The sequence below is a fragment of the Streptacidiphilus sp. MAP5-3 genome, from assembly GCF_041262505.1.
Classification (GTDB): Bacteria; Actinomycetota; Actinomycetes; order Streptomycetales; family Streptomycetaceae; genus Streptacidiphilus.
Genome location: NZ_JBGCCL010000044.1, coordinates 1 through 21,267, shown reverse-complemented (window position 1 = coordinate 21,267; position 21,267 = coordinate 1). Strand labels below are relative to the sequence as shown.

Genomic DNA, 21,267 nt, shown 5'->3' with positions numbered 1-21,267 from the left:
CCGTCCGGCCGAGCCTCGGTTCCTGACATGCCTGACGCTCCTGATACCCCTGACGCTCCTGGGTGCTCCGGTGCGTAGGCTCGGCGCATGCTTCTGTGGATCAACGGACCCTTCGGGGGCGGCAAGACGCAGACCGCATACGAGCTCGCCCGCCGCCTGCCGGGCAGCGTCGTCTGCGATCCGGAGCACGTCGGCTTCGGGCTGCGCCGCATGGTCCCGCCCGCGCTGCGCGGCAACTTCCAGGACCTGGTCGCCTGGCGCGAGGGCGTCGTCGAGGTGCTCGACCTGGCCCTGACCGGGCAGGACGGCGTCGTCATCGCCCCGATGACGGTCGTCGAGCCGGCCTACATCGACGGGATCCTGGGCCGACTGCGTGACGAACACGGCCACGACGTCCGGCACTTCGCGCTGCTCGCGCAGCGGGAGACCGTGCTGCGGCGGTTGCGCGAGCGCGGCTTCGGCCACGTCCTGCAGGTCGTCGCGGGCAAGGACGCACCGCTGCGCCGGGAGAGCTTCGCGGTGGCCCAGCTCGACCGCTGTCTGGAAAGCCTGCGCACCACGGAGTTCACCGTCCCGGCGGAACGGATCGAGACCGACCACCTGACGGTCGCCCAGGTCGCCGACCGCATCGCCGCGTCGGCGGGCCTGACCCTCACTCCCGACACCGACTCCGCCCTGCGCGGACTGCTGCGCCGCAGCGCGATCGGGCTCCGGCACATCCGCTTCGACTGATCGCTGTCGACTGGTCCTCAACTCGGCGGTGCGGTGGGCGTCCAGGTGCTGCCGTTGTAGAAGTAGGTCGGGTCTCCGGCCAGACCGACCGTCCGGAACGGCTGACCGTGGTCGTCGACGCGCAGGACGCCCTGGCGGTCTCCGGAGCTCCAGAGCAGGTCGAGGTACCAGCTGACGTCCTGGTCGGCGGTGTGCGCGTCGACGTCGAGGACCTGCGGGTCGCTCGCCGAGGTCTGGAACGGGAAGTCCATGACCGGTGTCGGGTTGTTGCCCTCGTAGCCGGGGACGGCACGGGCGTGCGGGTCGGGCGAGTCGAGCTCGACGACGAAGGACGCGGGCGTGAGCCCACCCCCGCAGCCCGACCCTGCGGTGTAGCCGTACCCCTTCGGCGCCGGTCGGCTGCTGACCACGTGGACGTACAGGGCGTGCAGCACCACGGACTGCGCCGAGCCACCCTGCGCGGTCAGCTGCAACCGCAGGTGCGCGGCCGGGACGGCGCCGAGCGCGGAGGCCCAACGGCCCGTCGCCTCGATCGCCGGCGGGGGCTTCACCTCCGACGGCGCCTGTGACATCAGGAACCACTGGTCGCACTGGGTGTCCCAGTTGTCCGACATGACGCTGACCTGGAAGGGCGCGGCGGTCGAGTCCCCGGAACCGTCCGCCGGTCCGGACGCCGACGGTGAGGTCAGCGACGATGACGAGCCGGACTGCGACGGCGTGAGTGCCGACGGCGAGGACGAGAGCGAGCCGGACGTCCGGGGGGTGGCCGGAACCGTGACGGCCAGGTGCGAGGCTGTGCTCCGGCTCGGCGAGGTGACCGAGGCTGTGGTGTCACCGCTGCCCTGCGCGGTGGTCAGCGCCACCGGAACCGCGACGGCCACCACCGCCAGTGCCGCCAGCAACACCCGCGCCCGGCGCATCCGACGCGGGCGGCGCGGTTGGAGCGGCTGGAGCGGCTCCGGGAAGGCAGCCGCAGCCACCACCGGTTGATCCCGCTCCGTAGGCTCGGCGACAGACTCGGGCTCGGACTCGAAAGACTCGGGCTCGACAGACGGCGCCGGCGGCGGCTCGACCGCCGGGCTCTCGACCGTCGGGCCCTCGTCCGCCGGATCCTTCGAAGCCCGTGCGGGCTCGTGGCGGCGTTCGGCGTCGGCGAGGAGCCAGCGCCGGTGCAGCTCGACCAGCTCCTCCGGCGTCGCGCCGCAGACGCGGGCGAACCGCTCGACCGGGGCGTAGTCGCCCGGCACGGCCGCACCGTTGCAGTAGCGGTGCAGTGTGGACGTGCTGACGTGCAGTCGCTTGGCGAGCATGCCGTAGCTCCGACCGGAACGGTCCTTGAGCTCCCGCAGCTGCGCGGCGAATTCGTTGACGTGCATGGTCGTCGCACCCTCCCCCGTGTCCCGGAGCGGCGTTCCAGGAGGCTTCATCATCGCAGGTCAGAGTGGGTGGAATCGTTCCACCGTCCCCAGCTGTGGCGAGACTGTGGCATTCGGGACAGAACGGGGGCGACGGTGATGCCGTCCAGTCGATCCCGACCACAGCAAAGGCCGATCACCATGCGCAGCACCTCGCCGACGTCCGTCCGCCGCCCGTCCCGGACCCGCACCCTTTCCACCGCCGCCATGCTGGCGCTCGGGGCGCTCGCCCTCACCGCGTGCCAAGCGTCCGGCACCGCCGCGGCGAGCGGGACGAGCGCCTCGCAGCCGTCCTCCGGGACCAGCGCCTCGCCCATCGCCGCACCGACCGGGACGACCGGGACGACCGGTGGCAGCACCGGCGGCTCGGGTTCAACCTCCGGGACCTCCGGCTCGACCGGCAGCACCTCCGGCTCTTCCGGCTCTTCCGGCGGAACCGGCGGCAGCGGCACCGGGAGCAACAGCGACAGCTACGCCTGGACCCACCCGTGCGACGCGTCCCAGCTCTCGGTGCACGTGATCGGCGGGAACACCGCGAGCCGACGCGTGATCGAGGTGCACAACAACGGCTCGCACGCCTGCGGGCTGAGCTACTACCCGCTCGTCTACCTGGACAACTCGGCCTCCGCCGACCAGAGCCACGCCGTCAAGCCGCTGGTCCCGAGCGGCCTCGGCGGCGCTCCCGCCTACCCGGTCCATGTCGGCGAGACCGCCTACGCGGTCGTCGACCTCGACCCCAGCGCCGCGACCAGCGGCACCGTCCCAGGCATCAACGAGCTGAACGTCCTGGCGGACGGGAACCACATGCCCGACGCCGACACCGTCAACTTCCCGCTCACCACCGGGACTCCGGTGCGGGGGCCGAAGCTCGGCCTCTACGAGGACACCGTCTCCGCCGCCGTCGCGTCCATGACCCAGGCGGACACCCAGCCCTGACAGAGCTGACCACGCCGGCAGTCTCGCCAGACGGGCCAACCGCGACAGACGAAGAAGGGCCGCAGACACATGGTCTCCGGCCCTTCAACTAGCGAGCGGGCGACGAGAATCGAACTCGCGCTCTAAGCTTGGGAAGCTTATGTTCTACCATTAAACTACGCCCGCCTGATCAGCCGTCAGTGACGGCCTCTCCACCTTCACTCTACCCCATCGCGCGCCTCACGTGCAGCGGTGGTGATCCCGTGCGCCGTGGGCGTACTGTGACGCACACGGATGGCCGGAGGCCCAGTCGGCGAGCCTGAGGGCGATATGTCCGGAAGATCCCCTAATGTGGCAGGGCTGGCCTACGGCGTTGGGGAGAGGATGCAATGGAGCGCACTGTCGTCCGTTGTGCCGAAGGGCACCTGTTCAGCACCGCGAGTTTCCCGATGCAGCATCTGCGTGACGGACGGATCGGCCCTGGTCGGCTGATGCGCTGCCCGCAGTGTGCGCGGCTTCGGAGCGCCGTTCCCGCAGATCTGGCGGCGCTCTCGACGGAGCAGATCAGCAAGGCGCTGCGGCGCGAGGCCATGGAGTTCCTGGCCTAGCCACAGAGCCGGACGTACGGAAAAGCAGCACAGACCCCCGCGCCGATTGGGCGGGGGTCTGTTCATGCACGTAACCTCAACGCGTGCTGCTCTCAGACAAGGACATCCGGAACGAGATCGAATCCGGTCGCGTGGTCATCGACCCCTACGACCAGGAGATGATCCAGCCGTCCAGCATCGACGTGCGCCTCGACCGGTTCTTCCGGGTCTTCGAGAACCACAGGTACCCGCACATCGACCCCGCGGTCGAGCAGCCCGACCTGACCCGGCTGGTCGAGCCGGACGGGGACGACCCGTTCATCCTGCACCCCGGCGAGTTCGCGCTGGCGTCCACCTACGAGGTGGTGACGCTGCCGGACGACCTCGCGTCGCGGCTGGAGGGCAAGTCCTCGCTCGGTCGCCTCGGGCTGCTGACCCACTCCACCGCCGGGTTCATCGACCCCGGCTTCAGCGGCCACGTGACGCTGGAGCTGTCGAACGTCGCCACGCTGCCGATCAAGCTCTACCCGGGCATGAAGATCGGCCAGTTGTGCATGTTCCGGCTGAGCTCGCCGGCCGAGTACCCGTACGGGTCCGAGAAGTACGGCTCCCGCTACCTCGGCCAGCGCGGCCCGACGCCGTCCCGGTCCTACATGAACTTCCACCGGACCAAGATCTAGGCAGGGTCGGAACAGCTCACGCCCGCTTGGGCGTGGTGGTGACGGTCAGCTCCGTGCCGTCCTCGTTGAGCCGCAGTTCGGCCGTGAGCGCGGCCAGTTCGCCCAGGTGGTGCAGGTGGGAGCCGCCGCAGAAGATCGAGGCGTGGCCCTCCGGGAGCGACGCGTGCCACTCGCGGCGCGCGGTCAGCTCGGGGCTCGGGGCCTCGATCCGGACCTCTGCGTCCGCGGCGACCCAGGCGGCGAGGCGGGCGTTGACGGCGTCGGTGATCGCGGGGAGCTCTTCGGCCAGGCCGTCGACGGTGAAGCCCTTCTTCTTCAGCGACTTGCCGATCCGGTAGACGTCGTAGCTGGCGGCGGTGTCCATCCGCGAGGTGTCCATCGCCAGCGAGTCGAAGTCCGGGCTGCCCAGCGAGTCGGTGCGGCCCGGGTCCTTGCGCCAGCGCGGCGCGAGCGCGCCGTTGAGCGCCAGCGCCAGCAGGTGGCAGCCGGTGTGGGAGGCGCTGAGCGCCGCCCGGCGGTCGGCCTCGACGCGCAGGTCGACCTCCTCGCCGACCGCGACCGGCTCGGCGACCACGTGCACGACCAGCCAGGACCACTCCGCGTCGCCGCGCCGGACCGGGATGTCCGCGCCCAGCAGCAGCTCGCCCTCGGGGCTCAGACCGCCGGTGACGCAGTCCAGGACCGCCTGATCGCCGAGCGTGCCGGTGTCGGCGGGCTGGTCGGGCCAGGTGTGGTCGAGCGGGTGGAACGGCGTGCGCTCGACCACGACGCCGTGGCGACCGTCCGGCAGCGGGACACAGCCGACGACCACCGAGTGGCCCTCGACGGCTCCGGCCGGGAAGGTCACCTGCGTGGAGGCGGCGGGAAGGGCGGACGACGGCGCGGTCATGGGTGACTCCGAACGGCAGATCAGGGAGGTCGGGGAGGTCAGCAGGGTCGGGGAGGTCGGCAGGTCCTTGCCGACCGTTCGACCGGCTGCTCCATTCAACCGCACGGGCGCCGCTGCGGCTCAGCCCAGCGGCTCAACCCAGCGGCTCAACCCAGCGGCTCAACCCAGCGGCTCAGCCCAGCGGCTCAGCCCAGCGTCGGGAGTTTGATCACCACGAGCAGCATCAGCAACTGCAGCGCCGCCGCCGTCAACGCCTTGCCCCAGGGCAGGTCGTGCAGCTGCCGCAGCATCGCCGCGAACAGCCAGGCGCAGTACGCCCAGGTCGCCCAGCCGAGCAGCTGGACCACGCCGTTGCCGGCGGGCAGGAAGATCGCCAGCAGCAGCCGGGGCACGTCGGTCAGCCAGGAGATCAGCATCGACAGCCCGACCGTCGGCGCGAAGGCGCCGTCGCCGCCCAGGCGTCGGGCCAGCACGTGGGTGACCGAGCCGAACATGAACCCCGCCAGCACGAAGCCCACCGCGCTGGAGACGACGATCATCAGCGCCAGCGTGAACGTGGAGTGCAGCACCTGGCTGCTGGTGTCGCCGATGGCAAAGGTGGCGAGCACGCCGTAGAGCGCGGAGACGGCCAGCGCCGGGCCCCAGACCTGGTGCGCGCGCATCTGCGCGAAGGTCCGGGTGGGGTGCTCGACGATGCCGCGCAGCAGCGCCTTCCAGTCCAGCCGCCCCGAGCCGACCTTGGGATGCGGCTGGCCGGCCCGGTAAGTGGTGACGTTCTCGTCCCCGCCCGCGTCCTGCTCCGTGCCGTATCCGTCCGGGTCGTACCCGTCACGGCCGTACCCGGGCGCGCCGTAGCCGTCCGGGCTGTAGCCGTCCGGGCCGCCCGACCAGGCCGCAGCGGGCATCTCGGGCACGGTGAAGGCACGGGTGTGGCCCGGCTCGTCCGCCGGGTCCGCCGTCGGGACGGCAGCCGGCACGGGCGGGGCCGTCACGCCCTGGGCCTGCCGGTTGCCGCCGATCCTCATTCCACGAAGTCGCACATCCCGAAGGTACCCGTCACCCGCAGGACCACGTGATCACGAGGTCACCCGGAACACAGCTGTGACACGAAGAGCACAGTCAGGACGCCGCAGGTGGACCAACCAGCCGCCCGGCGGGAACCGTCCGGGAGCGCTCAGTGCACCAGCCAGGCGTGGTCGGGCGCGGCGGTGGCCGTCCCCTTCATGGCGCCGGCCACCTGGGGCGCGGTCAGCGCCGTGTTCCAGCACTCGACGTCGGTGATCTGACCGTTCCAGTGGTCGACCCAGCTGCCCTGGTAGCGGAGTCGACCCAGCTGCAGGGTGCCCGTGTCCGACCAGATGCCGGGCACCTTGGTCGTGCCCTGGAGTTGGCCGTTGACGTAGAGCGAGATGGTGTGCGCGGTGGCGTCGTAGGTTCCGGAGAGGAAGACCCAGGCGTTCTGCGTCGCGTCGGCCTTGGAGTAGACCGCGTACACGGTCTTGTCCTGGTTCCCGGCGGCGGTCTGGACCTTGAAGACCCACTTGTTGTGCTTGGTCCAGAAGTCACGGCCGAGGTCGAAGGCGTAGTAGCCGTCGTCACCCTGGCTGATCGCGGTGCGGCCGTCCTGCTTGGCGCTGTTCATCACCCAGCCGGCGACGGTGAAGCTGTTCTGGGTGTCGACGACCGGGCCGGTGGAACCGGCGTAGGACTCCGGCCTGCTGTTGAAGGCCAACGCCTGGGTCCCGTTGCCCGGTTGACCGCCCGCCTCCGGTGCCACCGGGGCCAGGGTCGCGGCGGAACCGACGGCCAGCGGGACGGTGCCCTCGGCGTCCGAAAGCTGCTGCTGGTGCGCGGTGGCGGACGGCGACGCGGAGGGCGAGCCCGTGGCGACCGGCGTCGGGGTGTTGTGCTTGCCCAACGTGAGGAACGCCCCCGCGCAGGCACCGCCGACGAGGACGACCGCGCCGACGACGAGCGCCGTGGTCCGCCAGCGACGCCGGTTGCGGCTCCGCGACTCGTTCTGCTCCGCGAGCGCGTTCCAGTCCGGCTCCTGCGAGCCGGCCGGGGGGTACGGCTGCTGAGGCGCCCCCTGTTGCGGGAACTGCTGCTGCGGGAACTGCTGCTGGGGCGGATAGCCGTAGCCGGAGTTCGGCATGGCCGGCCCGCGGTCCGGCGGAGTCTGCCCGCCCTGGGGAGGCTGCGCGCCCGGTGGCAGCTGCTGGCCGGACTGCTGCCCCGGCATGGCGGGCCAGCCGGCCTGCTCCGGTCCGCTGCCCTCGCCCCGTATCGGGTCCCCAAAAGTCATGGCGGGATCGTAACGGTTCTGCCTGACAAACGTGCAGGTGATACCCGGACACATGTCGTTCAGAAGGACGCCCGGAACGACACATCGTCGACATGTCCGAAATGGCGCCGCTTTATTGACCCTGCTCCGGGTGCAGTGCGACCTCGAAGCAGAACGTGAAGGCCGCTAGGATTGCCCGGCCATCTGGCGAGATCAAACGCTTATATGTGGGGTCGCGCTGCCGCGTCACCCGTACCCGGTTGGAGCTTCCCGTGGGTTCTGCACCGTCGTCTGCGCGCAGACGCCTCTGGAGCACCGTCAAACTGCTGCTGGTCGTGGCCGTTCTGGTCGCGGCGGGCACCGCGCTCTACCCGGTGTGGAAGGGCGCACAGCCCAAGCAGAGCGATCTCACGGTCCGGTACCGGAGCAACACCCCGACGGTCACGCCCGTGGCGGAGCCGTGGTTCGAGGTGATCAACTCCTCGAAGCACGCGATCCCGCTGGACCAGGTGACGCTGCACTACTACTTCTCCGCCGACGGCGCCGGCTACGGCTTCAACTGCGTTGAGGCCCCCATGGGTTGTTCCAACGTCCAGGGGCGGGTCGTGGCACTGTCCACCCCGGCCGACAAGGCCGACCACTACCTGGAGATCAGCTTCACCTCCGCGGCCGGGACGCTGGGCCCCGGGGAGAACAGCAAGGGGCTGCGCCTGCAGTTCTACCGGACGGACCACAAGGACCTGAACCAGGCCGACGACCACTCCTTCGACGCGTCCGACACCTCGTTCAAGCCGTCCAGCTCGGTGACCGCCTACGTCAACGGCAAGCTGGCCTGGGGGGACGAGCCCTCCGGCATCGCCTCCGCCGACGCGCAGCCCTCGGCCTCGCCGAGCCCGCACCTGGCCGTCGGACCGGGCGTGATGTTCGACGACTTCCACTACAGCGGCCCGAAGGACCCGGCCCTCTTCGACCACGGCTGGCTGATCCGCACCAGCTCCGGCGGTCCGGGCGTCCGGAACACCTGGACCGGCAAGGGCATCAGCTTCCCCGCCACGCCGGGCGCGCTCGGCGGCCAGGCGCTCCAACTGCAGGCGGCCACCGACGGCACCAAGTCCGGCACCTCGCAGGCCGAGCTGCAGACCATCGCCACGACCTTCACCACCGGCACCTACGCCGCGCGGATCTACTACAGCGACCAGCCCGACAGCGGCACCAACGGCGACCACATCAACGAGTCCTTCTACACGATCTCGTCGTACAACTCGAAGTACAGCGAGCTGGACACCGAGTACATGCCGAACGGCGGCTGGGGAGCCGCCGGACCGATCCTGGACACCACCAGCTGGTACAGCGCGGTGAACGGGGACCGGGCCACCCGACGGAACCACGAGGGCCTCTCCGGCTGGCACACGGTCGTGATCACCGCCGCCGACGGCGTGGTGACCTATTCCCTCGACGGCCAGAAGCTGTTCAGCAGCGGCGGCAAGTACTTTCCGCGTGAGGGCATGGAGGTCAACTTCAACACGTGGTTCGTCGATCTTCCGCTGCTCGGTTCCCGGACCTGGGACATGAAGGTCAACTGGTTCTACTACAACGCCAATGCGGCCATGTCGACCGCCGCAGTGGAGAACACCGTGAACGGCTACGCCAACAGCGGCGCCGATTACGTCGACACCATGGCCAAGCACTGATCCGCACATTCCTGGAGTGCATCTGTGAACGCTGAGCACCGTGGGAACGCGGAACACCGTGACAACGCCGAGCAGCGTGGGACCGCCGGGCGGCGCTCCGGCGCCGGGCAGCGCCCCGCCGGTCGCCGGTCCGTGCTGCGGATGGCGGGCGTCGGCGGGCTGCTCGCCGCCGGCGGCGTCCTCGGCACGCTCGGGATCCGGTCCGCGCTGGCCGGTTCGGGGCCCGCACCCCGCATCCCGGGAGCGTTGCCCTGGCCCAGCACCTCCCCTTCCGGCATAGCGTCAGGACGTCCGTCAGGAAGCCCGGGTGGCCCCAGGGCCAGTTGGTCGGAGCTGTTCCAGTCCGGCCACGGCTGGACCGCGGCCGGGCAGGGCACGTCCTCGGCGGATCTCAACGACCACTCCCTCTTCGCCACCGGCGACCAGTCGGTCCGGGTCACCACGAACGGCAACGGGGAGCAGTCCTACGTCCACCGCCTCGGCATGCCCGCCCTCGACCTGACGGGCAAGATGATCCGCCTGGTCCTGCGCGTCGACGACACCACGCACCTGCACCGGCTCGCCTTCTACGTGGGCAGCGACCGCCTGGCGAACGGCTACGTGTGGGAGTACCACACCCACTCCCGCACGACGGCCAACTACGTCGGTTCGGGCGAGTGGGTGACGGTCCACCTGCAGTGGGCCGACGTCTCCAAGTCCCTGGGCGGGTACGCGCTCTCCCCCTACTCGGTGCCCTCGCAGACGTCCGGCTTCACCGACATGTCCTTCGCGGTCTACGACGACGGCGGCGGGCCGGTGACCTACCACCTGCAGTCGGTCGAACTGATCCCGGACACCGCCTCGGTCTTCCCGCGCGGAGCCGTCTCGATCACCTTCGACGACTCCTACGCCTCGGTTCACGACCTGGCCCGCCCGGTGATGGACCGGCACGGCTACACCGGCACCATCTACAACATCGCCCAGGCGATCGGCACTTCACGGTTCCTGACCACGGACCAGATGAGCTCCCTGCAGAACGGCTCCGGCTGGGAGATGGCCGGTCACGCCTACGGGACGGCCGCGCACGCGCTCGGCTACAACCAGCTCAACTCCCAGCAGGTGGACGCCGATCTGCGGCAGCTGCGCTCCTGGCTGGAGGCGCACCGGTTCGCCACGGACCACTTCGCCTACCCGCACGGCGCGTTCCAGCAGACCACGGACGGCGTTCCGGTCGACAGCATCGCGCGCCGGTACTTCAAGACCGCCCGGTCGATCGTCTCGGAGACCACCGAGTCGGTGCCGCCGGCCATGCCCTACCGGCTCAAGGCCCTCACCGGGCTGAACGACGGCCAGTACACCACCGGCGAGCCCATGTCCGCGGTCCTGGGCCTCGGGGGCAGCCTGGACCGCTGCGCCCACGACGGCGACTGGCTGATCCTGACCTTCCACGAACTGGTCACCGGCGCACCGGGTTCCAGCACGCAGATCAGTCAGCAGGCCTTCGCCTCGGTGATGGCGGCCATCGCCGACCGGGGCATCCCGGTCGTCACCATCGCCAAGGCGATGACCTACTGGACCTGATCAGCGGACCGATCACCGGACCCGATCAACAGGCCTGATCAGCGGACCTGATCGGGGAGGGCGAGTTCCTCCCCGATCGGGAAGCCGGGCTCGTCCTCCTCCCACATCGCGGAGTAGTCGCCCTCGTCGCCGCTCGACTGGGCGGTGACCTCGACGCCCGCCTGCCGCGTACCCCACTTGCCCCGGTTGAGCGTCGCCAGCGCGTAGAAGCGCAGCGGCGTCAGCAGGGTCAGCTGGATCACCCCGTACACCGGAGCCAGCAGGAACATCCCGAACCGCTTGACCAGGCCCATGTTGCGGCGCGGGAAGTCCAGGTACCGGACGTTGCGCAGGTACCCCATCAGCACCATGAACATGCCGTAGTCGGCGATGTGCCGCAGGAACGCCTGCGGGTTCAGGATGGGGTTCACCACCAGCGAGTAGACCATCGCCGTGCCGAAGACCAGCCAGAGCGACAGCTCCATGCAGGTCAGCCAGAAGGCGGGGCGGGTCTTCTTCTGCTTGCGCAGCGCCCACAGCGACTCGCGGAAGAACGACTTGTTCCAGCGCACCTGCTGCCGCAGGAAGTGCGGCAGCCGCTCCGGTACCGCGGTGTAGCCCACGGCGGACTCCTGGAAGACCACCTGACCCTCGATCAGGGCGTAGTTGGTCATCCGGCGGTCGTCGCCGAAGACCGCGGGCTTGCCCAGGAACTGCTGGTTGAGGAAGTCGGGCAGGTACTTGCGCACCAGGTCGCCGCGGTAGACCGACAGCGCCCCGCAGCAGCAGAGCACGGACTTGAGCTGCGAGTAGGCCGCCCGCTCGAAGAGGAACGAGTTGCCGTAGCGGAGGTCCTGGAGCCGGGTGAAGATGTTGCGGTCGTGGTTCAGGGCCAGCACCATGCCGGTCGAGGCCATGATCCGGTCGTCCGACAGCGGGACGATGAGCTCGCGCACCGTGTCGCGGGTGAGCACCGTGTCCGAGTCGACGCAGAGGAAGAAGTCCGTGTAGGGCGCGTCCAGGAATCCGCGCGCCAGCGCCTCGCGCTTGCCCTTGTTCTCGGGCTGCGCGCTGACCTTGAACACCACGTCGCGGGCCTCGAACTCGCGGGCCAGCCGACGGGCGGTGCGCAGGCCGCCGTCGTCCGCGCTCGCGTCGTCGATGACGTGCACCTCGTTGGGGAGGCGGCTCTGGGCCAGGATGCTGCGCAGGCCCTGCTCGAACATGGCAGGGTCCTCGTTGTAGATGGGCATCACCGCGGTGACCCACTTCTCGTCGAGCTGCCGTGCCTCCGCGGCGGTGGCCCGCCGCGGGTGGTAGAAGAGCGCCAGGAACATCTTGATCGACAGCAGGCCGATGGCCAGCATCGAGTAGATGTGGACCGAGGAGCCGCGCATCTTGGTGGCGATGACCACGGACAGGGCCACGAAGACGAAGTACGACACCTTGAGGTGACGCTTCCTCCGGTGGCGCTTGCGCCCGCCCCGCCCACTGCCCGAGGCGGTCGCCCCCACCGCCGGGCCGGGCTCCTCGGCGGCCTGCTCCTGCGGGCCCTGCTCCTCCGCGCCCTGGACCAGGCTCACAGCTGCACCGCCCGCGGGTGCCCGACCGTCCGGCCGCGGGTGTCGAACAGCAGGTCGGCGCGGTCGGCCAGGGCCTCGACGTCGATCTCACGGTGCGGCTGGAGCAGGATCGTCAGGTCGGCGGTCTCCGCCTCACCGAGACAGTCCGTCACCCGGGCCACCGGGGTGCCGGCCGCGCTCCACTCCGGGACGTTGGGGTCGTAGTACCGCAGGTCCGCACCGCGGCGCAGCAGTTCGACCGCGACGGCGGTCGCGGGCGTCTCCCGCTGGTCGGAGATGTCCGGCTTGTAGGTGACGCCGAGCAGCAGCACCCGCGAGCCGTTGACAGCCTTGGCACGGGTGTTCAGCAGGTCCACCGCGCGCTGCACGACGTGCAGCGGCATCCGCTGGTTGATCTCCTGCGCCAACTCGACGAACCGGAACGGGATGCCCAGAGAACGGACCTTGTACGAGAGGTAGTTGGGGTCGATCGGTATGCAGTGCCCGCCGACGCCCGGCCCGGGGTAGAACGGCGCGAAGCCGAAGGGCTTGGTCGAGGCGCAGCGGATCGCGTCCCACAGGTCGACGCCGATCTCCCGGCAGAACATCGCCATCTCGTTGACCAGGGCGATGTTGACGTGCCGGTAGGTGTTCTCCAGCAGCTTGGCCATCTCGGCCTCACGCGGGCTCCGCGCCTCCACCACCTCGTCGACGAACCGCTCGTAGAGCCGTCGCGCGGCCTTGGTACAGGCGGGGGTGCAGCCACCGACCACCTTCGGGGTGTTCTCCAGCCCGAAGACCGGGTTGCCCGGGTCGATCCGCTCCGGCGAGAAGGCGAGGTGGACGTCGGTGCCGACCCGCAGGCCGCCGGCCTCCAGGGCCGGCCGGACGACGTCGTCCGTGGTGCCGGGGTAGGTGGTGGACTCCAGCACGACCAACGTTCCCGGCCGCAGATGAGCGGCCACGGTCGCGACGGCGCTGTTGACCGCCGTGAGGTCGGGAGCACCGTGCTGGGTGAGCGGCGTCGGCACGCAGATCACCACCGCGGCGGCAGAGGCGATCACCGAACCGTCGACGGTCGCCCGGAACCCCTGGCGGAGCAGCTCCTGCAGATCTGCGTCGGTGATGTCGTCGACGTGCGAGCGACCGGAGTTGAGACCGTCCACGACCGCGTCGCTCCGGTCCAGTCCCACCACCCGCAGTCCCGCCCGGGTAGCTCCCCGTACCAGGGGCAGGCCGACATAGCCGAGGCCGATCACCACAAGATCGACTTCTCGTGATGCACTCATGAGACGCGTACCACTCCATGGACAGAGGTGATCAGACGCACGCGCTGTCGGGCATGGGACGCCCGCCGGTCGATCGTGACGTCACCAGTGTGGATTGAGTGAAAATATTCGCACATGGCACTGGGGGGTAAGAGAGTTGGGTGGGCAATAGCCCGGTTTGCCCCCAGTGGATCGTTGTACATCCGATATATTCCGGGCCTGCCCCAGCCCGTCCGAGCAGGCGTGCAGCGGGCAAGCGGGGCCCTGCCGTCCACATTCGGGTGGTCACCCCCCGGCCACCTGACGGCCGATTTGGCGTGGTATCAACGAAGTCCGTCCGGGACGACGCCGGCGGAGATTCGATTTGGCACAAGGGGATTCACATGACCCAGGCGCTTCTGCTCGTCGGCGGAAAGGGCACCCGGCTCCACCCGTTGACGCTCACGCGCCCGAAGCCGATGGTGCCCGCGGGCGGCGTGCCCATCATGGAGCACCTGGTCCGTCGCGCCGCCGAGGCGGGCGTCACGCGGCTGGTGCTGGCCACGTCCTACCTGCCGGACGCCTTCCGGGCGCACTTCGGCGACGGCTCGGCCTACGGCATCGAGCTCAGCTACATCACCGAGGAGACGCCGCTGGGCACCGGCGGCGCCATCCGCAACGCGGCCGAACTGCTGACCAGTGGCCCGGACGAGCCGGTCCTGGTCTTCAACGGCGACATCCTCTCCGGCCTCGACATCGCCGACCTGGTGCGGCGTCACCGTGACGCCAGGGCCGACGTGACGCTGCACCTCACCCGCGTCGCCGACCCGCGCGCGTTCGGCCTGGTGCCGACCGACGAGGACAGCTGGGTGCTCGACTTCCGCGAGAAGCCGACCACGCCGGAGGAGATCGTCACCGACCAGATCAACGCGGGCTGTTACGTCTTCACCCGCTCGGTGATCGACCGCATCCCGGCCGGACGCGAGGTCTCGGTGGAGCGCGAGGTCTTCCCCGGGCTGCTGGCCGACGGCGGCCGGGTGCTGGGCGTGGTCGACACGTCCTACTGGCTCGACCTTGGCACGCCGCAGGCCTTCGTCAAGGGCTCCACGGACCTGGTCCGCGGCCTGGTCCCCAGCCCCGCGCTGCCCGGTGCCCCGGGCGAGGCCCTGGTCCTCGACGACGCCGAGGTGGCCGACGGCGCGACGCTGTCCGGCGGAACGACCATCGGCCGCAAGGCGATCGTCCGCGAGGACGCCCGCGTCCACGGCAGCGTGGTGATGGACGGTGTGGTGATCGGCGCGGGCGCGGACGTCGAGTCCTGCGTGCTGGGCGAGAACGCCACGGTCGCCGACGGCGCGGTCCTGCGTGGCGCGGTCATCGCGGACGGCGGGCACGTCCCGGCTGCCGAGCCGGTCGCCGAACTCACGCACTGAGACTCGTCGAGGGGTCGGCGGCCCATCCCTGGCTGCCGACCCCTCGACTCAACTCACCAGCCAGGAGTGGGCCGGAACCACACCGGACCTGTCCTTGACCGCCGCTGCGGCCTGAGCGGGCGTCAGCGCCGCGTTCCAGACCTGCACATGGCCGAGGATGCCGTTCCAGTTGTCGGTCCACTGGCCCTTGTAGGCGACCCGGCCGACCTGCAGCGCCCCGGCGTTCCTCCAGATGCCCGGCACCTTCGCCTGCTGCTGCAGCTTGCCGTTCACGTACAGCGCGATGGTGCGGTGGGCGGCGTCGTAGGTGCCGGTGAGCAGCACCCAGGTGTTCAGCGCGGCCGGTGACTTGGCGTAGACGGGATACGTGGTCTTGTCCTGGTCGCCCGCCGCGGACTGGACCTTGAAGACCCAGCTCTCGTGGCCGGGCCAGTAGTCCCGTCCCAGCGCGAAGGTGTAGTAGCCCCCCTGGCCCTGGCTGATCGCCATGACCGCCCCGGTCGGCGCCTTGTCCAGCACCCAGGCGGAGACGGTGAAGCTGCGGGCGGTGTCGACCACCGGACCGGGCGCGTCGGCGTAGGCCTCCGGCGAACCGTCCAACCAGAGCACCTTGCTGCCGTTGCCCGGGTGGACCGTGGCCCCGGACGCCACCGTCAGCGGCACCCCGCCGCGCCCGTCCGTCAGTCGGACCGCCACCGGCGTGGGCGGGACGGACGGCGGGGTGGAGGGCACCGGGGACGCTGAGGCGCTCTGTGAGGCCGCTGGGGAGGCCGACGACCCGGCCAGGGCGCTGCCCTTGCTGCCGCTGCCTCCGAGGGCCTGTACACCCACGACGACGGCCGCCGCGACCACCAGGACCGCGCCTCCCGCTCCGGCGGCCACCACCCACCGGCGGCGGCGCGACGCCTGCTCGTTCCGGTCCGCGAGCGCGGCCCAGTCCGGCTCCGGGGGACGCGGAGCGTTGGAGGGTGGGAAACCGCCGCCGTAACTCATGGGACGGATCGTAGCCGCAGCATTCGAACACCCAAGTGGAGAACGTATGGAGACTCGACGCCGACGGCCCGCCCGGTCCCCACCTGCTTTTCGCAGGCGGCGATCAGGCGGGCCGTCAGTGGCTCACGCGGTGAGGCGGCTCAGGCCGGAGCGGCCCAGGACGAGACCGGCTCAGGACGAGACCGGCTCGGGCTCCTCGGCCGGGGCCTGCGGCTCGGCCGGGTCGGCCTTGACCGACTCCAGCAGCAGCTGGGCCACGTCCACGACGCGCAGGTTCTCCTTGGCGGCGCCCTCGTTCTTCTTGCCGTTGACCGAGTCGGAGAGCATCACCAGGCAGAACGGGCAGGCGGTGGAGACGATGTCGGGGTTGAGCGACAGCGCCTCGTCCACGCGCTCGGTGTTGATGCGCTTGCCGATCCGCTCCTCCATCCACATCCGCGCGCCACCGGCGCCGCAGCAGAAGCCGCGCTCCTTGTGGCGGTGCATCTCCTGCTGACGCAGACCGGGGACCTTGTCCATGATCTCGCGCGGCGGGCTGTAGACCTTGTTGTGACGGCCCAGGTAGCACGGGTCGTGATAGGTGATCAGACCCTCGACCGGGTTGACCGGCAGCAGCTTGCCCGTATCGATCAGGTGCTGCAGCAGCTGGGTGTGGTGGATGACCTCGAAGTGGCCGCCCAGCTGCGGGTACTCGTTCGCCAGGGTGTTGAAGCAGTGCGGGCAGGTGGCGACGATCCGCTTGGTGGGAGCGTCCTCCAGCGCCGCGTTCAGCGTCTCGACGTTCTGCGCGCCGAGCATCTGGAAGAGGAACTCGTTGCCCAGGCGGCGCGGGGAGTCACCGGTGCAGGTCTCCTCCTTGCCCAGGATCGCGAACTTGACGCCCGCGGTGTGCAGCAGCTCGGCGAAGGCCTTGGTGGTCTTCTTGGCCCGGTCCTCAAGAGCGCCGGCGCAGCCGACCCAGTACAGGTACTCGACCTCGGTGGGCTCGATGTCCTGACCGATGATCGGCACCTCGATGCCGGTCTCCTTCTTGAGCTCCTTGACCCAGTCCAGACGGGCCTTGGTCGCCAGACCCCACGGGTTGCCCTTGTTCTCCAGGTTCTTGAGCATCGTCCCGGCCTCGGTCGGGAAGCTGCTCTCGATCATCACCTGGTAGCGGCGCATGTCGACGATGTGGTCGATGTGCTCGATGTCCACCGGGCACTGCTCGACGCAGGCGCCACACGTGGTGCAGGACCACAGCACGTCCGGGTCGATGACGCCGTTCTCCTCGGCGGTGCCGATCAGCGGGCGCTCGGCCTCGGCGACAGCGGCGGCCGGGACGCCGGACTTGTCCTCACCTGCGAGCAGGTAGGGGGCCTTGGCGTAGGCGTGGTCGCGCAGGCCCATGATCAGCAGCTTGGGCGACAGCGGCTTGCCGGTGTTCCAGGCCGGGCACTGCGACTGGCAGCGACCGCACTCGGTGCAGGTGGAGAAGTCGAGGATGCCCTTCCAGGAGAACTCCTCGACCTGGGAGACACCGAAGACGGCGTCGTCGGCCGGGTCCTCGAAGTCGATCGGCTGGCCGTTGCTGTGCATCGGCAGCAGCGCGCCGAGCGCGACCTCGCCCTTGGCGTTGCGCTTGAACCAGATGTTCGGGAAGCCGAGGAACCGGTGCCAGGCGACACCCATGTCGGTGCGCAGCGAGACCGTGATCATCCAGATGAATGAGACGGCGATCTTGATCGCCGCGACCAGGTAGACCAGGTTCTTCACGGTGTCGAGCGACAGCCCGCGGAAGGCGACCGTCAGCGGGTAGGAGAAGAGGAAGTTGACCTCGTAGTGGTTCACCCCGCGCAGCACGCCCTCAAGACCGCGCAGGGTCATGATGGCGAGGCCGATGATCAGGATCACGGCCTCGATGAAGTAGGCGAAGCCGATGTTCGAGCCGGCGAAGCGCGACTTGCGGCCGGGCTTGTCCGGGCGGCTCAGCTGCCGGATCACGATCAGCACCAGGATGCCGAGTGTGGTCAGCACGCCGATGAGCTCCGTGAAGACCTCGAACGGTGCCCACTTGCCGATGATCGGCAAGGTGAAGTCGGCGTCGAAGACCTGACCGAAGGCGTTCACCAGGGTGAGCACCAGGGTGTAGAAGCCGACGGCGACGAACCAGTGCGCGACACCGACGATGCCCCACTTGTTCATCCGGGTGTGGCCGAGGAACTCCCGGACGACGGTGACCGTCCGGTCCTTCCAGCCGTTGGTGCGCAGGCCGGCGGGCACGTTCTGGCCGAGCCGGACGAAGCCGTAGATCTGGAGGATCGCGCGCACGAAGAGCGCGACGCCGACCACGGCCAGGACCAGCGACACGATGATCGCGGCGATTTGCATGGGGGCTCCTCTAGCACCTACGGAGCTACGGACTCTGCTGCTGGACTGGGGTGTACTCAGCAGTAACTTATCGCAGTTCATGCCGAGCGTAGCGATTCCCGTACCCAAACCACAGCGGAAGCAGAGGTGACATGCGTCATCCGGGGGGCTGCGGCGTCAAGGCGACATAAAGTTGAGCCGATGTCGCTCAGCTCTGTTGACGAAGGCGATCCGATGCGGCACTGTTGAGTCTGTTCAGCTCAACTTCCTCTCTGGGAGGGTTTCACGATGGCTCGTGCGGTCGGAATCGACCTCGGTACGACGAACTCTGTCGTCAGCGTCCTCGAAGGCGGTGAGCCCACCGTCATCACCAACGCCGAGGGCGCCCGGACCACACCGTCCGTCGTCGCCTTCGCGAAGAACGGCGAGGTGCTGGTCGGCGAGGTCGCCAAGCGTCAGGCGGTCACCAACGTGGACCGGACCATCCGGTCCGTGAAGCGCCACATGGGGACCGACTGGAAGATCAACCTCGACGGCAAGGACTTCAACCCGCAGCAGATCTCTGCGTTCATCCTGCAGAAGCTGAAGCGGGACGCGGAGTCCTACCTGGGCGAGAAGGTCGCCGACGCGGTGATCACGGTCCCCGCCTACTTCAACGACTCCGAGCGTCAGGCGACGAAGGAGGCCGGTGAGATCGCGGGCCTCAACGTCCTGCGCATCGTCAACGAGCCGACCGCCGCCGCCCTGGCCTACGGTCTCGACAAGGACGACCAGACCATTCTGGTCTTCGACCTCGGTGGCGGCACCTTCGACGTCTCGCTGCTGGAGATCGGCGACGGCGTCGTCGAGGTGAAGGCCACCAACGGTGACAACCACCTCGGTGGTGACGACTGGGACCAGCGCGTCGTCGACCACCTGGTCAAGCAGTTCCAGAACGGCCACGGCGTCGACCTGTCCAAGGACAAGATGGCGCTGCAGCGTCTGCGCGAGGCGGCCGAGAAGGCCAAGATCGAGCTGTCCTCGGCTGCCGAGACGACGATCAACCTGCCCTACATCACGGCGTCCGCCGAGGGCCCGCTGCACCTGGACGAGAAGCTCACCCGCTCCCAGTTCCAGCAGCTGACCGCGGACCTGCTCGAGCGCTGCAAGAACCCGTTCCACAACGTCATCAAGGACGCCGGCATCCAGCTGTCCGAGATCGACCACGTGGTCATGGTCGGCGGCTCGACCCGTATGCCCGCCGTCGCCGAGCTCGTCCGCGAGCTGACCGGCGGCAAGGAGCCCAACAAGGGCGTCAACCCGGACGAGGTCGTCGCCATCGGCGCGTCCCTCCAGGCCGGTGTCCTCAAGGGCGAGGTCAAGGACGTCCTGCTGCTCGACGTCACCCCGCTGTCCCTCGGCATCGAGACCAAGGGCGGCATCATGACCAAGCTGATCGAGCGCAACACCACGATCCCGACCAAGCGCTCCGAGATCTTCACGACGGCCGAGGACAACCAGCCGTCCGTGCAGATCCAGGTCTACCAGGGCGAGCGCGAGATCGCGGCGTACAACAAGAAGCTCGGCATGTTCGAGCTGACCGGCCTGCCGCCGGCGCCGCGTGGTCTGCCGCAGATCGAGGTCACCTTCGACATCGACGCCAACGGCATCATGCACGTCTCCGCCAAGGACCTCGGTACCGGCAAGGAGCAGCGCATGGCCGTCACCGGCGGCTCGGCGCTGCCGAAGGACGACATCGAGCGGATGATGCGCGAGGCCGAGCAGTTCGCGGAGGAGGACCACCGCCGCCGCGAGTCCGCCGAGACCCGCAACACCGCCGAGCAGCTCGTCTACACGACCGAGAAGTTCGTCAAGGACAACGAGGACAAGGTCCCGGGCGACGTCAAGGACGAGGTCAACGCCGCTGTCGCCGAGCTCAAGGAGAAGCTGAAGGGGGAGGACAGCGCGGCCATCCGCGAGGCCTCCGAGAAGCTCTCCACCGTCTCCCAGAAGCTGGGCCAGGCCCTCTACGCCAACGCCGGTGACGGCGCGGCTGCCACGGACGCCCCCTCGGACGCCCCGCACGCCGCCCAGGCCGAGGACGACGTCGTCGACGCCGAGATCGTCGACGACGAGAAGCGCGAGGGCGGTGCCCAGTGACGACGGAGGAGACGCGGGGCGACGCTGAGGAGCCCGGCGCCGCTTCCGGCAAGGCCGCCAAGGGCCGTGACGCCGCGGGCAGCAAGCCCGCGGACGCCAAGGCCCCGGCGGAGGAGGCCGGGGGCGAGTCCGCCGCCGAGCTGCGCAAGCAGCTGGCGGAGCGCACCGCCGACCTCCAGCGGCTGCAGGCCGAGTACCAGAACTACCGCAAGCGCGTCGAGCGCGACCGGGTGACGGTGCGTGAGATCGCGGTCGCCGCGATCCTGGAGAACCTGCTGCCGGTGCTGGACGACATCGGCCGCGCCCGGGACCACGACGAGCTGGTGGGCGGCTTCAAGTCCGTCGGCGAATCGCTGGAGACGGTCGTGGCCAAGCTCGGCCTGCAGCAGTTCGGCAAGCAGGGTGAGACCTTCGACCCGCAGCTGCACGAGGCGCTGATGCACAGCTACTCGGCAGACGTGGAGGAGACCACCTGCGTGCAGATCCTGCAGCCCGGCTACAAGATCGGCGACCGGATCATCCGTCCGGCGCGGGTCGCGGTGGCCGAGCCGGAGCCGGGCGGCGCGTCGGCCGGCGGCGGCGAGTCCGCCGAGGCCGCCGGGGACTCTGCCGAGGACTCCTCCGACTCGTCGAAGGACGCCAAGGGCAAGGCTGCCAAGGGCAAGAAGAGTGACGCCGACGAGTAGCAGCCCGGGAGTGGGGGGGGGGGGGGGGGGGGGGGCCCCCCCCGCGCCCGGGCGGGGGGGGGGGGGGGGGGGGGGCGCCGCCGGGGGGGGGGGGGGGGGGGCGCCCGGCCCCCGGGGGGGGCGACC

General features: G+C 69.8%; 17 protein-coding genes and 1 tRNA gene. 9 read left to right on the top strand and 9 right to left on the bottom strand.

Features of this window, described 5'->3' with window-relative positions; translation table 11 throughout:
* Window positions 1–87: 87 nt before the first annotated feature.
* Window positions 88–732, top strand: coding sequence for an ATP-binding protein (locus ABH928_RS34700; protein ID WP_370072709.1), 645 nt, complete (start codon window positions 88–90; stop codon window positions 730–732).
* Between the two features lie 17 nt (window positions 733–749).
* On the opposite strand, the gene ABH928_RS34695 is transcribed toward ABH928_RS34700, so the two are convergent.
* Window positions 750–2,108 (bottom strand): helix-turn-helix domain-containing protein, encoded by a 1,359-nt coding sequence (locus ABH928_RS34695; protein WP_370072708.1) that lies wholly within the window; start codon window positions 2,106–2,108, stop codon window positions 750–752.
* Window positions 2,109–2,288: 180 nt separating this feature from the next.
* Here ABH928_RS34695 and ABH928_RS34690 point away from each other — a divergent pair, with 180 nt between their 5' ends.
* Entirely contained in the window at window positions 2,289–3,083 is a 795-nt protein-coding gene (locus ABH928_RS34690; protein ID WP_370072707.1) for a DUF4232 domain-containing protein, read from the top strand.
* Window positions 3,084–3,177: 94 nt separating this feature from the next.
* Here ABH928_RS34690 and ABH928_RS34685 read toward each other — a convergent pair.
* A tRNA-Gly gene (locus ABH928_RS34685) sits at window positions 3,178–3,248 on the bottom strand.
* A gap of 203 nt (window positions 3,249–3,451) precedes the next feature.
* Between ABH928_RS34685 and ABH928_RS34680 the strand changes: the two genes are divergently transcribed.
* Together ABH928_RS34680 and dcd are read left to right on the top strand one after the other, a co-directional pair.
* A complete protein-coding gene (locus ABH928_RS34680; RefSeq protein ID WP_196193435.1) occupies window positions 3,452–3,670 on the top strand; it encodes a hypothetical protein in 219 nt (72 codons plus the stop codon).
* Between the two features lie 83 nt (window positions 3,671–3,753).
* Window positions 3,754–4,329: a dCTP deaminase gene (gene dcd / locus ABH928_RS34675; RefSeq protein ID WP_370072706.1), complete on the top strand. Its 576-nt coding sequence runs from the start codon at window positions 3,754–3,756 to the stop codon at window positions 4,327–4,329.
* Between the two features lie 16 nt (window positions 4,330–4,345).
* Here the strand turns inward: dcd and ABH928_RS34670 are convergent, their stop codons facing one another.
* The 3 genes from ABH928_RS34670 to ABH928_RS34660 all read right to left on the bottom strand — a co-directional run bounded on the left by ABH928_RS34670 (window position 4,346) and on the right by ABH928_RS34660 (window position 7,523).
* Window positions 4,346–5,218, bottom strand: coding sequence for a metal-dependent hydrolase (locus tag ABH928_RS34670; protein WP_370072705.1), 873 nt, complete (start codon window positions 5,216–5,218; stop codon window positions 4,346–4,348).
* Window positions 5,219–5,403: 185 nt separating this feature from the next.
* Window positions 5,404–6,258, bottom strand: a complete 855-nt coding sequence (locus tag ABH928_RS34665; protein ID WP_370072704.1) for a YIP1 family protein — start codon at window positions 6,256–6,258, stop codon at window positions 5,404–5,406.
* A gap of 134 nt (window positions 6,259–6,392) precedes the next feature.
* Window positions 6,393–7,523: a LamG domain-containing protein gene (locus tag ABH928_RS34660; RefSeq protein WP_370072703.1), complete on the bottom strand. Its 1,131-nt coding sequence runs from the start codon at window positions 7,521–7,523 to the stop codon at window positions 6,393–6,395.
* A gap of 251 nt (window positions 7,524–7,774) precedes the next feature.
* Between ABH928_RS34660 and ABH928_RS34655 the strand changes: the two genes are divergently transcribed.
* Window positions 7,775–9,193 carry a cellulose binding domain-containing protein gene (locus tag ABH928_RS34655; protein ID WP_370072702.1) on the top strand — a complete coding sequence of 473 codons (1,419 nt, stop codon included), beginning with the start codon at window positions 7,775–7,777 and terminating at the stop codon, window positions 9,191–9,193.
* A 24-nt stretch (window positions 9,194–9,217) separates the two neighbouring features.
* The gene (locus ABH928_RS34650; RefSeq protein ID WP_370072701.1) at window positions 9,218–10,753 is read left to right on the top strand and encodes a polysaccharide deacetylase family protein; all 1,536 of its coding nucleotides are present in this window, start codon (window positions 9,218–9,220) and stop codon (window positions 10,751–10,753) included.
* 38 nt (window positions 10,754–10,791) lie between these two features.
* On the opposite strand, the gene ABH928_RS34645 is transcribed toward ABH928_RS34650, so the two are convergent.
* Window positions 10,792–12,315 carry a glycosyltransferase gene (locus tag ABH928_RS34645; RefSeq protein WP_370072700.1) on the bottom strand — a complete coding sequence of 508 codons (1,524 nt, stop codon included), beginning with the start codon at window positions 12,313–12,315 and terminating at the stop codon, window positions 10,792–10,794.
* A complete protein-coding gene (locus tag ABH928_RS34640; RefSeq protein ID WP_370072699.1) occupies window positions 12,312–13,583 on the bottom strand; it encodes a nucleotide sugar dehydrogenase in 1,272 nt (423 codons plus the stop codon). Before ABH928_RS34640 ends, ABH928_RS34645 begins: the two co-directional genes overlap by 4 nt.
* 362 nt (window positions 13,584–13,945) lie before the next feature.
* On the opposite strand from ABH928_RS34640, the gene ABH928_RS34635 reads away from it, so the two are divergent.
* Entirely contained in the window at window positions 13,946–14,974 is a 1,029-nt protein-coding gene (locus ABH928_RS34635; RefSeq protein WP_370072698.1) for a sugar phosphate nucleotidyltransferase, read from the top strand.
* Between the two features lie 48 nt (window positions 14,975–15,022).
* Here the strand turns inward: ABH928_RS34635 and ABH928_RS34630 are convergent, their stop codons facing one another.
* Window positions 15,023–15,967 (bottom strand): LamG domain-containing protein, encoded by a 945-nt coding sequence (locus tag ABH928_RS34630; protein WP_370072697.1) that lies wholly within the window; start codon window positions 15,965–15,967, stop codon window positions 15,023–15,025.
* A gap of 171 nt (window positions 15,968–16,138) precedes the next feature.
* Window positions 16,139–18,337, bottom strand: coding sequence for a (Fe-S)-binding protein (locus ABH928_RS34625; RefSeq protein ID WP_370072696.1), 2,199 nt, complete (start codon window positions 18,335–18,337; stop codon window positions 16,139–16,141).
* A gap of 267 nt (window positions 18,338–18,604) precedes the next feature.
* Between ABH928_RS34625 and dnaK the strand changes: the two genes are divergently transcribed.
* Both dnaK and grpE read left to right on the top strand, forming a co-directional pair.
* On the top strand, window positions 18,605–20,455 hold the full coding sequence (gene dnaK / locus ABH928_RS34620; protein WP_370072695.1) for a molecular chaperone DnaK: 1,851 nt from the start codon (window positions 18,605–18,607) through the stop codon (window positions 20,453–20,455).
* The gene (gene grpE, locus ABH928_RS34615) at window positions 20,452–21,141 is read left to right on the top strand and encodes a nucleotide exchange factor GrpE (RefSeq protein WP_370072694.1); all 690 of its coding nucleotides are present in this window, start codon (window positions 20,452–20,454) and stop codon (window positions 21,139–21,141) included. Before dnaK ends, grpE begins: the two co-directional genes overlap by 4 nt.
* Window positions 21,142–21,267: the final 126 nt, after the last annotated feature.